15 protein-coding genes and 2 tRNA genes are annotated in these 14,365 nt (G+C 46.4%); 3 read left to right on the top strand and 14 right to left on the bottom strand.

Annotation, left to right across the window (positions count from 1 at the left end):
• The first annotated feature begins 41 nt into the window (after positions 1-41).
• The gene (locus TOL_RS10235) at positions 42-1,121 is read left to right on the top strand and encodes a YjgN family protein (protein ID WP_015487251.1); all 1,080 of its coding nucleotides are present in this window, start codon (positions 42-44) and stop codon (positions 1,119-1,121) included.
• Entirely contained in the window at positions 1,121-2,176 is a 1,056-nt protein-coding gene (locus TOL_RS10240; protein ID WP_015487252.1) for a M48 family metallopeptidase, read from the top strand. Before TOL_RS10235 ends, TOL_RS10240 begins: the two co-directional genes overlap by 1 nt.
• A 47-nt stretch (positions 2,177-2,223) precedes the next feature.
• On the opposite strand, the gene TOL_RS10245 is transcribed toward TOL_RS10240, so the two are convergent.
• The 7 genes from TOL_RS10245 to TOL_RS10275 form a co-directional block, all read right to left on the bottom strand.
• Positions 2,224-2,985: a TIGR04219 family outer membrane beta-barrel protein gene (locus TOL_RS10245; RefSeq protein ID WP_015487253.1), complete on the bottom strand. Its 762-nt coding sequence runs from the start codon at positions 2,983-2,985 to the stop codon at positions 2,224-2,226.
• Positions 2,986-3,127: 142 nt separating this feature from the next.
• Complete coding sequence (purC, locus tag TOL_RS10250; RefSeq protein ID WP_015487254.1) at positions 3,128-3,838, bottom strand: phosphoribosylaminoimidazolesuccinocarboxamide synthase; 711 nt, start codon at positions 3,836-3,838, stop codon at positions 3,128-3,130.
• 44 nt (positions 3,839-3,882) lie between these two features.
• On the bottom strand, positions 3,883-4,653 hold the full coding sequence (locus TOL_RS10255) for an MBL fold metallo-hydrolase (RefSeq protein WP_025265297.1): 771 nt from the start codon (positions 4,651-4,653) through the stop codon (positions 3,883-3,885).
• The gene (gene bamC, locus TOL_RS10260; RefSeq protein WP_081601121.1) at positions 4,650-5,321 is read right to left on the bottom strand and encodes an outer membrane protein assembly factor BamC; all 672 of its coding nucleotides are present in this window, start codon (positions 5,319-5,321) and stop codon (positions 4,650-4,652) included. Before bamC ends, TOL_RS10255 begins: the two co-directional genes overlap by 4 nt.
• A gap of 9 nt (positions 5,322-5,330) precedes the next feature.
• Complete coding sequence (gene dapA / locus TOL_RS10265; RefSeq protein ID WP_015487257.1) at positions 5,331-6,206, bottom strand: 4-hydroxy-tetrahydrodipicolinate synthase; 876 nt, start codon at positions 6,204-6,206, stop codon at positions 5,331-5,333.
• Positions 6,207-6,299: 93 nt separating this feature from the next.
• Positions 6,300-7,364, bottom strand: coding sequence for an AI-2E family transporter (locus tag TOL_RS10270; RefSeq protein ID WP_015487258.1), 1,065 nt, complete (start codon positions 7,362-7,364; stop codon positions 6,300-6,302).
• A 2-nt stretch (positions 7,365-7,366) separates the two neighbouring features.
• Positions 7,367-7,609 (bottom strand): sulfurtransferase TusA family protein, encoded by a 243-nt coding sequence (locus TOL_RS10275; protein ID WP_025265295.1) that lies wholly within the window; start codon positions 7,607-7,609, stop codon positions 7,367-7,369.
• 185 nt (positions 7,610-7,794) lie between these two features.
• Between TOL_RS10275 and TOL_RS10280 the strand changes: the two genes are divergently transcribed.
• On the top strand, positions 7,795-9,192 hold the full coding sequence (locus tag TOL_RS10280; RefSeq protein WP_015487260.1) for a M48 family metalloprotease: 1,398 nt from the start codon (positions 7,795-7,797) through the stop codon (positions 9,190-9,192).
• 42 nt (positions 9,193-9,234) lie between these two features.
• On the opposite strand, the gene nadA is transcribed toward TOL_RS10280, so the two are convergent.
• From nadA to tolA, 7 genes are all read right to left on the bottom strand, one after another.
• Positions 9,235-10,212 (bottom strand): quinolinate synthase NadA, encoded by a 978-nt coding sequence (nadA, locus tag TOL_RS10285; protein WP_231848022.1) that lies wholly within the window; start codon positions 10,210-10,212, stop codon positions 9,235-9,237.
• Between the two features lie 219 nt (positions 10,213-10,431).
• Positions 10,432-10,507, bottom strand: a tRNA-Lys gene (locus tag TOL_RS10290).
• A gap of 95 nt (positions 10,508-10,602) precedes the next feature.
• Positions 10,603-10,678: transfer RNA gene (locus TOL_RS10295), tRNA-Lys, on the bottom strand.
• A gap of 142 nt (positions 10,679-10,820) precedes the next feature.
• Positions 10,821-11,636: a tol-pal system protein YbgF gene (gene ybgF / locus TOL_RS10300; protein WP_051052402.1), complete on the bottom strand. Its 816-nt coding sequence runs from the start codon at positions 11,634-11,636 to the stop codon at positions 10,821-10,823.
• Entirely contained in the window at positions 11,636-12,199 is a 564-nt protein-coding gene (gene pal / locus TOL_RS10305) for a peptidoglycan-associated lipoprotein Pal (protein WP_015487263.1), read from the bottom strand. Before pal ends, ybgF begins: the two co-directional genes overlap by 1 nt.
• 33 nt (positions 12,200-12,232) lie before the next feature.
• The gene (gene tolB, locus TOL_RS10310; protein WP_015487264.1) at positions 12,233-13,513 is read right to left on the bottom strand and encodes a Tol-Pal system beta propeller repeat protein TolB; all 1,281 of its coding nucleotides are present in this window, start codon (positions 13,511-13,513) and stop codon (positions 12,233-12,235) included.
• Positions 13,507-14,364, bottom strand: a complete 858-nt coding sequence (gene tolA / locus TOL_RS10315; protein ID WP_015487265.1) for a cell envelope integrity protein TolA — start codon at positions 14,362-14,364, stop codon at positions 13,507-13,509. Before tolA ends, tolB begins: the two co-directional genes overlap by 7 nt.
• Between the last annotated feature and the right edge of the window lies 1 nt (position 14,365).

Genomic DNA, 14,365 nt, shown 5'->3' on the forward strand with positions numbered 1-14,365 from the left:
TACCTAGTTGGTTTAATACCAGCCTAAACAAGGATGTTAGAATGACAAATCCGATAAATGGGGCAAGCATTGCGTCTGCCCCATCACTTCCTGTGCAATTTTCTGCGACTAAATTTGGCTACTTTAAACTGTGGCATGTCAATTTACTGCTCTCGATAGTAACGCTAGGTATCTACAGCGCATGGGCGAAAGTACGCAATACTCAGTACCTTTACGGGCACACTCAGGTTGATGGGCATCGTTTAGCTTACCTAGCAACACCATTGCAAATTCTTAGAGGCCGCTTTATTGCGGTTATCGCTTTTGTTGCCCTAAGCACAATCGCTAACTTTTTTCCGATAGCTGGCCTAATTTTATACGGCGTATTATTACTCGCCCTCCCGTGGCTAATCATTCAAGGCATTCGCTTCACACTTCATATGACGGCCTATCGTAATATTCGCTTCTCTTTTACTGGAACTTATACCGATGCGCTCATTAACTTCATTGTGTTACCGATTTTATCGATATTCACCTTGTATTTAGCGATGCCTTGGGTAATGCGCCGCATTCAATTATTTATGATGAACAATATTACCTTCGGCGGTGAGAAGTTCAGTCTTAACACCAGTACAGGACAGTACTATCTGGCGGCACTGGCAGCTTTCTTATTGAGTATCGCGGTCATTGCCATCGGGGCAACACTAATCTTTTCTGGCGTCGATTTCACCGCATTCAAAAGCGAAGACCCAAAAGCTTCTAAGCAGCTCATACTTTCCATCTTCTTGCCACTTTACGGCCTTATGTTTTTAACTGGCTATTTATCAATGGCGTTGTTTAACGCCATGATTCGCAACCATGTAGTGAATAACTTACAAGTTGAAAACGTCGCTCGTTTTTCGTCCTCGGTTAAAGTTATTCCTTACATGTGGTTGACCGTATCAAATGCAATCATCTTAATATTCACTATCGGCCTAGGACACCCAATCGCTCTGATACGTAAATTGGACTATTTATCGAAGTGCACCCAAGTGCAAGTTCTGCCTAAGATGAACGAACTGATTAATACTGTTGGTATTACTGATAGTGCATTTGGCGAAGAAGCTGCTGGATTGTTCGATGCAGACGTTTCATTGATTTAATGAGAACGTTAACCGGACTATATTTGTTGGCTGGCGAGTCCGCTAGTCAACAAACGCGACTTACTCTGCTAGATAACGGCGACATCAGGTTACACAAACTATTAGATGATGCGCCGATTCGATCCGCAACGGCTGATTCAGTTAGCCTTGGCAGTGCGATTCCTGGCCTTCCCGTAGATCTAATTTTTGCAGATAAGGCAACTTTTACACCCGACGATGTATATTTTCGCTGGCCATCATTGAGCCAAGGGTCGCGCTTCATTGAATGGTTGGAATCACACATAGTCGCAATCATTGCCGCGACAATTCTGGTACCAATTATTTTTTGGTGGATTATCACCCGCGCAGTTCCAACGACAACCGCACTTGTTGTACCCCACTTACCTACCGGTGTCGCAGACGTTTTAGGTGAGCATACCCTAACCCTTTTAGACAAAAGCATGTTCGATGACACCTCGATAAGCGACGAGCAGCAAGCGAGCATCAATGACTTATGGTTTGCCGTAATCAATCCATTGCCTCTAGCACACCCACACTATCAACTATTATTTAGAGATAGCGCTATCGGTGCCAACGCAATTGCTCTTCCTGATGGTACTGTGGTTGTAACCGACGATTTAATTACCTTACTAACCGACAAACCAAATGCACTAAAAGCCGTGCTATTGCATGAAATTGGTCATATTGAATATCGACATAGCCTGCAAATGATCACCCAAAGCACGATTACCGCTGTTATATATACCATGCTGGCTGGTGACATTGATGGTGCCGGAGAGGCCGTGATCGGTGCGGGCGTAGGTTTATTACAAAATGCTTATAGTCGCGACATGGAAGCTGAAGCCGATAACTTTGCATTCAACCACGCACCAGATATTGGTATTTCTGCGAATGATTTCGCTATAGCCATGCGATCACTCGCGGCATCCCATGGTGTTGATCCAGAAGCCGACAGCGATGATTATAGCTGGGAGGAACTACTGCATACCCACCCAGATATAAAAGAACGAATAGATCGTGCCGAAAACGCAGCGGCACTTGAGTCTAAGCCTTAAACAAAAAAACCGACGTTAACGTCGGTTTTTTTAGCTCGCTTCAAATCTTAAAAACCGATTGAAACCGAAGCGCCATAATAAAGACCAGACACATCAACATCTGTCGCGATATCTGTTAAATCTTCATCTGTTTTCATGCTTAAAGAGCGGTAACCAGCTTCTAGGCCGATATCCGCAATTGGCACTGGAAGGTCGTAACCTAAACCATAAGAAATATCTGACAGAGTATTACCGCTGTAGCCAATGTAATTCACATCAACTTGAGCATAAACACCAAAAGGCGTATCCACTTTTACTGCACCGTAAACCATAGGAACGGTGGCATCTAAATCAACACGCTCAGTACCAGACAGTGTGTTGCTAACTTCAGCATAACCATCAAACATACGGCCCGTTAAACCAAAGTTAATATCGACGTATGGAAGTGGCAACGGCAAGCCCCAGTATAGGGTTACGTCGGTATGGGACAAATCAAGATCGCTCGTTACAGGTCCTGCGAACGCTTGACCATTAAAACTAGTAGAAAGAGCAAGAGTACCGTCACCAGAAAGGTCTAAGCTGGTTTGCTTTAACTTGATATTCGGTAGCATAGGCACTGGATGTTCAAAAAACACAGTCAACTGAGTGCCATTTTCAGAGTCGAGACCTAAACCGTTATTGCTGCTATCAACAGAAATGTCGTCGTCAATTTGGCCTGTTGGTTCGGCGTTCCATACGCTGGCTTTAGCACCAACGGTGAACAATAAATCTGCGTGGGATGCAACGGGTGCTAGCGCAACGATAAAGGCTGCAATGGCCGTCTTTTTCATCAGAATATTCCTATTGTTGTGATCTGTTCCTACGGAACCGGTCTAAACCAGTTGCCTTAGTTTGCACACAATTGGAAACTTTGCCAATCATTTGCGGGCCTTTTATCGCCCACAAATGATTAAGATTTTATTAAACGCTCGATCAGAACTGAACACCGATACGGCGACCCACTTCTTCATACGATTCAATCACATTGCCCAAACCTTGGCGGAAGCGATCTTTGTCGAGTTTTTCACGAGTTTCTTTATCCCACAAACGACAACCGTCTGGAGAAAACTCATCACCCAACACCACTTCACCTTTGAATAAACCAAACTCAAGCTTGTAGTCGACCAACAACATACCACCATCAAGAAACAAAGCTTTTAACACTTGGTTCACTTTAAAGGTTAGCTCTTTCATTTTGTTGAGTTCTTCTTCTTCGGCCCAACCGAAAGAGCGCGCATGATATTCGTTAACCATAGGATCACCCAGCGCATCATTCTTTAAGAACAATTCAAACGTTGGTGGCACTAAATCAATACCTTCCTCTACGCCTAATCGACGTACTAAGCTACCCGCAGCGACGTTACGTACAACACACTCTAGAGGAATCATGTCCAAACGTTTTACGAGAGAATCAGTATCAGACAGTAGTTTTTCAAAGTGAGTAGGAATACCCGCTTCTGCCAACTTGGTCATAATGAAGGCGTTGAACTTGTTGTTCACCATACCTTTGCGGTCAAGCTGTTCGATTTTCTTACCGTCGAAGGCAGAGGTGTCATTACGAAACTCCAGTACCATGTAGTCCGCATCATCTGTGGTGTACACAGATTTTGCTTTACCTGAGTAGAGTAATTCGCGCTTTTCCATGGGGTTCTCCGGAAATAATTTCAAAATTCGTTACTGGTCAATAATTACTGGTCATTGAGGTGATACCACGGGGATATCATATCTTGTTCGAGCAACGTCACTTCGTGCGGCTCGCAACCGATTGCCTCGGCCAATACTTGGCTTACCAAATATCGGTCATTGTTCTTTTCACTGATATGCCCTGCCGTTATGTGGCGCAAGCCGGGCCAGTTTACCCGTCGTATAAATTCTGCGCATTGCTGGTTACTAAGATGACCAAATGCACCAGCAACGCGAGCACGCAAACTAGGCGGATATGGCCCTGTTTGCAATAGCTGCGGGTCGTGATTTGCTTCAACTTGTAAGCCATGACAGCCCTGATACACATCGACTAAATGCGGTGTCAGCGAGCCGAGGTCCGATAGTATACCAAGCCTGTGGCCATCTGCATTCTGTAAAACGAATTGTAGTGGCTCTTGAGCATCATGAGGAACAACAACAGGGATAATTTCTAGGCTACCAACACGAACCGCTTCATCTGCTCGTATGCACCGCCAACGGTCGTGTCCAACCCAGTCCATTTTTCGGGCAGTACCAAAGGATGCATAAAAGGGAATATTGAGATGATCACAAACAGCAACAACCCCGCGTGCGTGATCACCGTGTTCATGAGTAACAAATAAGGCATGCAGCTGACCTGGATCGACACCAGCCTCTAATAAGCGCTGCATCAGCGAGCGCTTAGAAAAGCCACAGTCAATCAGTACGCACACATCATCCTGCTGAACTATCGTGGCGTTTCCTTTGCTGCCACTACCTAACGATGCGTATTTCACTTCGTTAGCTGGGTTTTAATCTCAGTCAGCACTTCTTTGGTCAGAGCATCGTCTGCCAAAGTTTCGGTATCTAACAAGAGGGATAAATACACACCCAAACGGGCACGATTCATCTTCAGTTGGTAAGTCACAAACTCTGGCTCGTCGCTACTCCACAAACGTCCCCACCAACTCTTCTTCTCGGCATCTTCGGCAACAGGTGCTGGCAGTTCAAGATAGTACGTACCCACACTGCGATTGAGATCAGAGAGCTTAAATGAGGTTTCTGTTAACGCATCCGCTACTTTCGACCATGCGTTAGCAAAGCCACTATCTAAGCGCAAAATTTGGCTGCCAGCACCGTCTCGCTCAAGACGCGGATTCAAACTGTCATCGCGGTACTGACTTAACGTCGCCGACTCATCGTCCATCGCTGCTTCATCAGGCATTGGATCCGGCTTTGGCACCTTAAACTTTTTCGGCTCTTCGCCACTCGCTAACGTCTCAGATTGCGGCGCGTCAGGAATAGCAAAACGATCTTCCACCAAAGGAGCCATGTCCGTGGGTAACTGAGTACTAGGCGCTTCCTCTGCCTTCAGATAATCGTTGGTTCGGTCACGAAAAGTGTCTCCGAACATCCAGCTGCATCCACTTAAAGATGCCAGCACAAGCAGGAAAAGAATTCGCATAGTATTCCGTTAAATCAGTTTTAGAGCTGACAGAGCCAGTTCTACTTTTGGATAAAAACGTTCATCCAATTCAACAAGAGGCAATCGAATGCCATTTTGCATCAATCCCATGCGTGTTAAAGCCCACTTCACTGGAATTGGATTTGCTTCAACAAACATAGCGTTATGCAAAGACATCAATGAATCATTAAGTGCTTTCGCTTCATCGGCTTTGCCGTCCAATGCCAGCATACAAAGTTGATGCATTAGTCGCGGCGCAACGTTGGCAGTAACCGAGATATTCCCCTTACCACCCAATAAAATCAGTTCGTAGGCTGTTTCATCATCACCTGAGTATACCGCCAAGCGGTCACCAACCAGATCAATCAGCTTACGCGCACGGTCTAAATCACCAGTCGCTTCTTTAACTCCGATGATTTGCTCAACATCCGCTAACGCGGCAATGGTTTCTGGCAGCATATCAATCGCTGTGCGGCCAGGTACGTTGTACAAAATTTGTGGAATATCAACGGCAGCCGCAATGGCCTCATGGTGTTTAATCAGACCACGCTGTGGCGGTTTGTTGTAATAAGGCGTCACCAACAAGCAAGCATCCGCACCGACGCGTTTTGCTTCTTGGGTCAACTCAATCGCTTCAGCGGTATTGTTCGCCCCAGTACCCGCAATGATAGGACGACGACCCGCAGCCTTTTTGACCACGGCTTCAATAACACCAATGTGTTCTTCTGTTGTGAGAGTGGCCGACTCACCGGTAGTTCCCATAGCAACGATGGAATCAGTACCTTCGTTTATATGGAAATCCACCAGGCGATCGAGACTTTGCCAGTCTACTTGGCCGTCGGCATGCATAGGGGTAACCAACGCAACAATACTGCCGGTAATCATGAAACACTACTCCCAATAAAAAGGGTCGCGATGAGCGAAAAATTCAGAGGCGCAATACTACTGGCGCAACCATTATGTGACAAGTCAGTTACTCTATACTGGCGCGTTCGTTGTGCCCGCGGGCCAAGCTCGTATCACCGCTTTGAATAAAGTTGCTAGGGGGATGGCAAAAAAGACACCCCAGAATCCCCAAAGGCCACCAAAAACAAGAACGGCGACAATAATCGCGACCGGATGCAAATTTACCACCTCTGAAAATAGCAAAGGCACTAGCACGTTACCATCCAAACCTTGGATGATGGCATACACAGTGAGTAGATAAATAAAATCATTGGTCCACCCCCACTGCACATAACCAACAAGCGCAATAGGCACCGTGATCACTGCCGCACCAATATATGGAATCAATACCGACAAGCCGACGCCAATCGCCAAAAGTGCTGCATAGTTGATTCCCATAATGACAAACGCTACATAACTCACGCCACCAACAATAATGATTTCAACCGCTTTACCGCGGATGTAATTTGCAATTTGCACATCCATTTCTGCCCAAACGTTATTCAATAAATTGCGCTTGGTTGGCAAAAAGGCGGTACACCACTGAACGATTTTGGTGGAATCTTTCAGCAAGAAGAAAACTAAAATCGGTACTAAAACGCAGTATATGAGTAGCCCCATAACACCAGTAATACCCGATACCGAGAAGGTCAGCGCCAACTGTCCAATCGAAGCTATTTCATCACGAATTTGCTGCGTCCAAAGCTTAACCTGCTCTACCGTTACTAAATCAGGATATTTCTCTGGCAACAACATCATCAACTCTTGCCCTTTCGTTGCCATGCGCGGCAATTCATAAAAGAACTGAGTCGTTTGTTTCCAAGTGGCGGGCAAAATAATCAACAGCAGCGTCAGCAAAATTGACAAGAACAGCAGGAATACCACCACAGTGGCCGATAAGTGCCCTAGACCAAGACCCTTAAAGAAGTTCATAGCGCCCTGAAGAAGATAAGCCACGACCATCGCCGTTAAAAACGGCGCCAGCACCGAACCCAAGGCCATAATTAGGAGCAGCAAACCGCCGATAATGAAAAGCAACAACAAGGCTTCTTCATCAGAGAAATAGCGATCAATCCAGCCGCGAACGACCTTCAGCATAGTTAAGCTCCCTTCTTAATCCAAAATTCATAACGGCCATCAACATCAGTTGCAGCCAATAGTTCGTGCGTACTCAACTGCAAGAATCGCGGAATATCACGCCAACTGCCAGAATCTGTAGCAATGACATGCAGCACGTCCCCCACCGAAAGATTACGCAGAGCCAGCTTTGTTTTTAATAACGGCATAGGACACATTAACTCGCTAGCATCCAATTGAGCAGCAGACGCGATAGAATTAGACACCTTTACCACCTTTTGCCAAACTGGGCTGTGCATTATACGGAAGTGCCGCCAGAGCGCTATGCACGTTACTGTCCGAACGCGATATTCTATGCGAACTCTTACTAAGGTTTGTGTCTAACCAACGTATCATTTTTAGGAACGACTTCTTGAATGTTCGAACGATCAGTCTGATCGCAGGTTTGCTAATGGGTTCCTCTGTCAGTTTTGCCGACAGCGAACTTCCGGCACTAGGCGACCGAGCGTCTGGCTATGTCTCCATGCAACAAGAACACGACCTTGGGCGCTTATGGTTAAGGCAGCTTCGTTCCCAAGTTTCCAGTTTAGACGACCCCTTAGTACTCACCTACTTCGAAGATCTGATATATCGCCTAGTTCCACACAGCGAACTGCGAGAAATGGATTTGGAATTCATTGTCGTCGATAGCCCCGAATTAAACGCCTTCGCTGTGCCTGGTGGCATCATCGGCATTAATGACGGTATCTTTTTGTACGCTAATGACACCGACGAACTTGCCGCGGTGCTTGCACACGAACTGGCTCACTTAAGTCAGCGCCATTTCTCCCGGCAGATCGAAAATGCCGAGCGTCGTGACCCCATCGCTCTAGCAACGCTACTGGCGAGTATTTTATTAATCGCCACCAATAATCCCGATGCAGGCTTTGCCGGATTAGTGACAAGTCAGGCCGCCAGCATACACAACCAGCTAGCGTATAGTCGTGATTTTGAGCGCGAGGCCGATCGCTTAGGTATGCTGACCTTAGCAGGAGCAGAGTTAGATCCTCAAGCAATGCCAAGCATGTTCGAAGCCATGTTGAACGCCAACCGCTACCGCGAAGCCCCGCCCGAGTTTTTACTGACTCACCCAATTACCTCTAGTCGTGTTGCTGATGCTGCCAACCGTGCTGAACAATACCCAGCGAGACCACGCTTAGCCAGCTTCGAATTTAGCGTGTTACGCAATGATGCTCGCCGCCGTTACCAACTAAAAGATAGCAAGGCAGAAGAACAATTTATTCAAGAACTAAGCAGAACAACCGGTGTTAAAAACGCGGCTTTGCATTACAACCTCGCCAATATCTACCTCAACAACCGTGATCCAGACAAGGGCCTAGCTCAGATTGAGCAAATAGAATCCCCTTGGCGCCAACATAGTGCGACCATAGCACTAGAAGCACGCCTGCTCGCACTCAATGGCAATAATGATCAAGCCATCAAAGTATTAAACGATGCTCTGCGCCTGAATCCCAATGATCGAATTTTAGTAAAACCGTATGCACCATTACTGGTGGAGGCTGGGCGCGCAACCGAAGCCAGCCAATTGTTACGTAAGCAAACCGAACTCTACCCAACCGAACCAAGTGCATGGCAGCAGTTGAGTAACGTAGCCTACAAGGCTAATCAACCGATTGTTGCGCATCGCGCTTTGGCTGAATATTTGTACTTTAGCGGGCAACGCAGCAACGCGTTAAAACAAATGGATGTGGCGCTGTTAGAAGCGCGTAAACGTCATGATTTTTATCAGGAGGCAGCGCTCAAAGAACGCTTAAAAGCAATGACCGAGAGTCCCACATCACTGCAATAATTGCACTGAGGATGCACAACTCTCAACCAAAAGGAAAAGCGATCAGACCACAGGTACTGGATTAAACTGCAACATACGTTGCAAGCTGACCACTGCCTGCTGGCGCAGCGTCTCTTCGATAATGATTTCTTGATCGTGATTTTTTAATACATCACGAATATTTTCTAAACCGTTCATTGCCATCCAAGGACAATGAGCGCAGCTACGGCATGTTGCTCCATTGCCCGCTGTTGGCGCTTCGATTAACAATTTATCCGGAGCGGCCTGCTGCATTTTATAAAAAATAGCTTTATCAGTCGCAACGATCAAAGTGTCATTTGGCAGATTCTTAGCTGCGGCAATCAACTGACTAGTTGAACCAACAACATCGGCCATCTGCACCACTGCTTTTGGTGACTCTGGGTGAACTAAAATGGCGGCATTAGCATGAACGCGTTTTAGATCTTCCAAAGCCCTAGCTTTGAATTCGTCATGTACAATACAAGCGCTATCCCAAAGCAACATATCGGCGCCGGTTTCACGGGCGACATAATCACCTAAGTGTTTATCAGGCGCCCATATTAATTTCTCGCCTTGGTCTTTTAGGTGATTAACGACATCCAATGCAATGCTAGAGGTCACTACCCAATCAGCACGCGCTTTCACTGCTGCCGATGTATTGGCATACACTACGACGGTACGATCTGGGTGCTGATCGCAAAACGCAGAAAATTCCTCAACCGGACAGCCAATATCAAGAGAACAAGTAGCCTCAAGAGTTGGCATTAATACGCGCTTCTCTGGGCTTAAAATTTTTGCAGTCTCCCCCATAAAACGCACACCAGCAACCAACAATGTGCTGGCGGGATGATGAGCACCGAATCGTGCCATTTCAAGAGAATCTGATACGCAACCACCAGTTGCTTCTGCCAAGGCTTGAATTTCAGGATCTGTATAGTAATGAGCGACGATCACGGCATCTTCTTTTACTAACAATTCACGGATTTCTTCAATTAAGGCGTCACGATACGCTGGGTCCATATCACCAGAAGGTTTCGCCCAAAAATCGCGGACAATCAATTGTTCATTAGTAACAACAGACATAATGCTCTCGTATCATTAAACTCAATATCTCAGCAAAACATGACGCTGAGGTAGGCCGTCGCATTTTATCACAACACTGTTTTAAACAAATAAAAGCGAGGGGTAGTACAAATAAAAAAAGGGGAGAAAGTAAACTTTCTCCCCCTTTAGAATAAGTGGTGGGTCGTGCTGGATTCGAACCAGCGACCAATTGGTTAAAAGCCAACTGCTCTACCAACTGAGCTAACGACCCTTAGCTGCTGTGCATCTTAACAAAATAAATTAAAAGATCAACAAATTCAGCAACTTAGATCTTCCTTTTCCCTAATTATCCGCAGAGGATAATAGTGGTGGGTCGTGCTGGATTCGAACCAGCGACCAATTGGTTAAAAGCCAACTGCTCTACCAACTGAGCTAACGACCCGGAAGAGGCGCATATAATACTTAATTTTTAGAAACCCGCAAGACTTTTTTTAAAAAAAGTTTCACTATCAGGGACTTAGGTAAGGAATTACGGGGAATTCAAAGGGGCGATCGTCGAATAAATCGCCCAAAAACACTGGGATTTATGGCGCTTTCTGGCCAATTTTACCTAAATAAGACTTAGCTAACGACACAGTACCATCAGCTTTTCCAGCATAACGATCAATCACTTGCTGTAGCCACATACGGGCCTGCTGATCATCACCTTTACGATGCATCGTTACCCCAAGCTTATAAGCCGCATCAGCCGCCTTGGCACTATCAGGAAAATCACCAATCACGGTGCGAAAACGCTCTGCCGCACGATCAAGTTGGCCATCCACCAGATTCACCTCACCCGACCAATATCGAGCGTTTGGCACTAAAGGATCGCTAGGATACTGACTGACGAAGGTATCAAACGCAGCACCAGCCTCTGAGAACTTCTTTTCACGCACCAGTGTCATCGCAGCCTTGTAAGCATCACCAGGCGCGACGCTTGGCGTTGAGGACGCGACATTTGAGCCACTAGTGGCGACGACTTTAGGCACATCGTCAATAACGGGTTCTGCAACCATCAGGGCAGCAATACGACGATCAAGATCTAAATAACGATCTTGCTGCTCTTGCTGAATGGTTTGAATTTGATTGTCTTGCTCTTCTACTCGACCACGCAACATCGCGATCTCCTCCTGCATTTGCTCTATTTGAGTCAGCAGTTCGGAAACGAGAGTGTTATCTGCTGCTGGAGCGGCAACGGATTGAGTTATGGAAGGAGAAAAGTTTCTTTGAGTAGTATCGACAGGGGTTGAACTAGCAGGTGCTACCACACGGGTAGCACCAACTGAAACCCAGTCGTCATCAGCGCTTGCGGCGGCCGCAACAGCGACCAGCGCCAGTGTGAGGACTGTTTTATTCATTAACGGCTCTGGTATTTCACTTCAACGCGACGGTTTTTAGACCAGCTCTTGTCGTCATGACCCATCATTGCTGGGCGCTCTTCACCAAAGCTAACAACTTCTAATTGACCAGCAGCAGCGCCATTAGCCAATAAATAACGACGTACAGCCATTGCACGACGCTCGCCAAGAGCTAGGTTGTATTCAACAGTACCGCGCTCATCAGCGTGACCTTCTAATACAACGCGAGCTGACTTATTAGCGGCTAAATACGCTGCGTGTGCAGACAATGCTGCTTTGCTATCGCTTTTGATCGTGGTTTGATCGAAATCGAAGTAGAAAACAGTCATTTCCATTAACTTAGCTTGTGCAGCATTTGCTTCTGCTTGCAAAGCTTCGCCACTGAGAGAAGCTGTTTCAACACCACGAGTTGCTGCGTCATCAGCCGCTTCGTTCGCTTGTTGTTCAGTCGCAGTCATTGAAGAACCCGCGCCTTCTTCCATGTCACCTTTGCTTGCGCAAGCAGTAACCAAAAGAGCGCCAAAGGCCAAACCCAAAGCTTTATATAGTGCTGTTGTTTGCATAACAGTTTTCCCAATCGAGTAGTTAAGAGGAGATTATTTTAAAATGGGTGACCACGCTGGTTCCCGAACGTCACCATATTTTGACGGAAGGCGAAATTTAACTTCTCCATCCACGGATACAGCGGCCAGAATACTGCGGTCTGATTCACTTGCGGCATAAATTACCATACTTCCGTTAGGTGCAACACTAGGTGATTCATCCAAATTTGTATCTGTCGTTAATATTCTTACCGTTCCCGTTTCTAAATCTTGGGAAGCGATATGAAATGAGTCGCCATTACCATGCACAAATACCATTTTGCGACCGTCTGCAGTCACTCGTGCACGTGCATTGTAACTGCCTTCGAAGGTAATCCGTTCAACCGACTGGTCTTTAGTGTCCAGTTTGTAAATCTGTGGACCTCCCGCTCGACTGGACGTAAATACAATATGGCGTCCATCGGCTAACCATTGTGGCTCAGTATCAATACCGTAATGGCTCGTCATACGAGTTGCCTTACGGGTGTTCAAATCCATGACGTAAATATCCGGATTACCAAGCTTCGACTGAACAAAGGCTAATTTAGTTCCATCAGGTGAAAATGATGGCGCACTATTCGATCCGCTGAAAGCGACGACTTTTTCGCGCTTACCTGTGGCTAACTCTTGGAAGTAAATTTCACTACGCCCATTTTCAAACGAGACATACGCCACTTTTTTACCATCAGGTGACCAAGCAGGAGAAATAATCGGCTGCTTAGATTTAAAAATTAGCTGTTCGCGCGCCCCGTCAGCATCAGCAAAGTTCAAATTAAAGGCGGTACGCTCACGATTGGTCGTGACATAAACTAATTTCGTAGAGAAAACGCCCGGCACACCCGTTAAGCGCTTGAAAATATAATCACTGATGTAATGGCCTAAATCACGTAGCTGACCAGCCGTAGCCTTCACACGGTGACGCAGCAATTCAATTTTCTGATGAACATCAAGTACATGGAATTCGATGGCGTACCCGCCTTCGGCTGCCGTCACACGTCCAATCACCACAAAATCTTGTTTCAAACGCGACCAATCTGCATAGATAACATCAGCAACTTCTGTTGGCTGACTAATCATGTAGGCGCTAGATAAGGTTTTAAAATAGCCCGAGCTGGCCAAATCATTGGTGACGATTTGACTGATATTTTCGGGTAATGCAATCGCACCGGTCCATTCGAAAGGCACAACAGCAATCGGAATTGCACTTTGCTTACCTTGAGTTACCTCAATCACTAACTCAGCTCGTGCCGTGCTCATCACAAATAAAAACAACAACCAACTATAGCGCTTTACCACGATGCATTCTCCGGTCTAAATTTCATTGTAAATGTACGGAAGTTCTGTTCAAAAACTCGAATATCTTGCGGCACAGGTAGTGGCGACGCTTTATATATCGCCTGCTCTACCGAACGGTCCAGCGCCGCATTACCGCTGCCCTTAACCACTTGCGCTTGTATAACCTGCCCAGTTGGTACTAGAACTAACTTCATAACCACTTCTTGATCAGGCTGAACCGCTGGAGGGTATTGCCAGACAGATTCGATTTTTAAACGAATCTGAGTTTGGCTGTCCGCAGCAATTTGTTTCGATCTTTCAATATCGGCAGCCTTTTTAGCAGCGGCTTCTTGCCGAGCCATTTCTGCTGAGGCTTCTTCTAGCGCCATTTGCTCTAGTAAAGCCTGCTCGGCTGCTGCCTGAGCTGCTTTTTCGCGCTGCGCTTGCTCTTTTGCGGATTTTTCTTTCGCCGCCTTCTCTTTAAGCGTTGCTTCTTTTGCTAGCTTTTCTTTATTTGCTTTGTCTTTCGCAGCTTTATCGGCTTTCTCTTTGTTGGCCTTTTCTTTTGCGGCCTTTTCCTTAGCTGCTTTTTCTTGAGCTGCTTTCGCCGCTTTTTCTTTTGCAGCTTTCTCTCGGGCTAATTTTTCGCGCTTAGCCTTATCATCCCTTTTCTTCTGCTGTTCTTTCTCACGCTGCTTTACTGCCTGATTTTCGGTCTGTACGACATTGGCAATAAGATGCTGAGGAACAGGCTCTGGCATATGCGGCTCGCTGCGTCGCCATTCAGCCACCAGCAAGAATGCTGCAAAAGCATGAATCAATACGGCGGCAACAACGGGCAGATGATAGCTGTTCGGACTTTTCCAGCTCATA

The sequence above is a fragment of the Thalassolituus oleivorans MIL-1 genome (genome assembly GCF_000355675.1).
Lineage (GTDB): Bacteria > Pseudomonadota > Gammaproteobacteria > Pseudomonadales > Oceanobacteraceae > Thalassolituus > Thalassolituus oleivorans.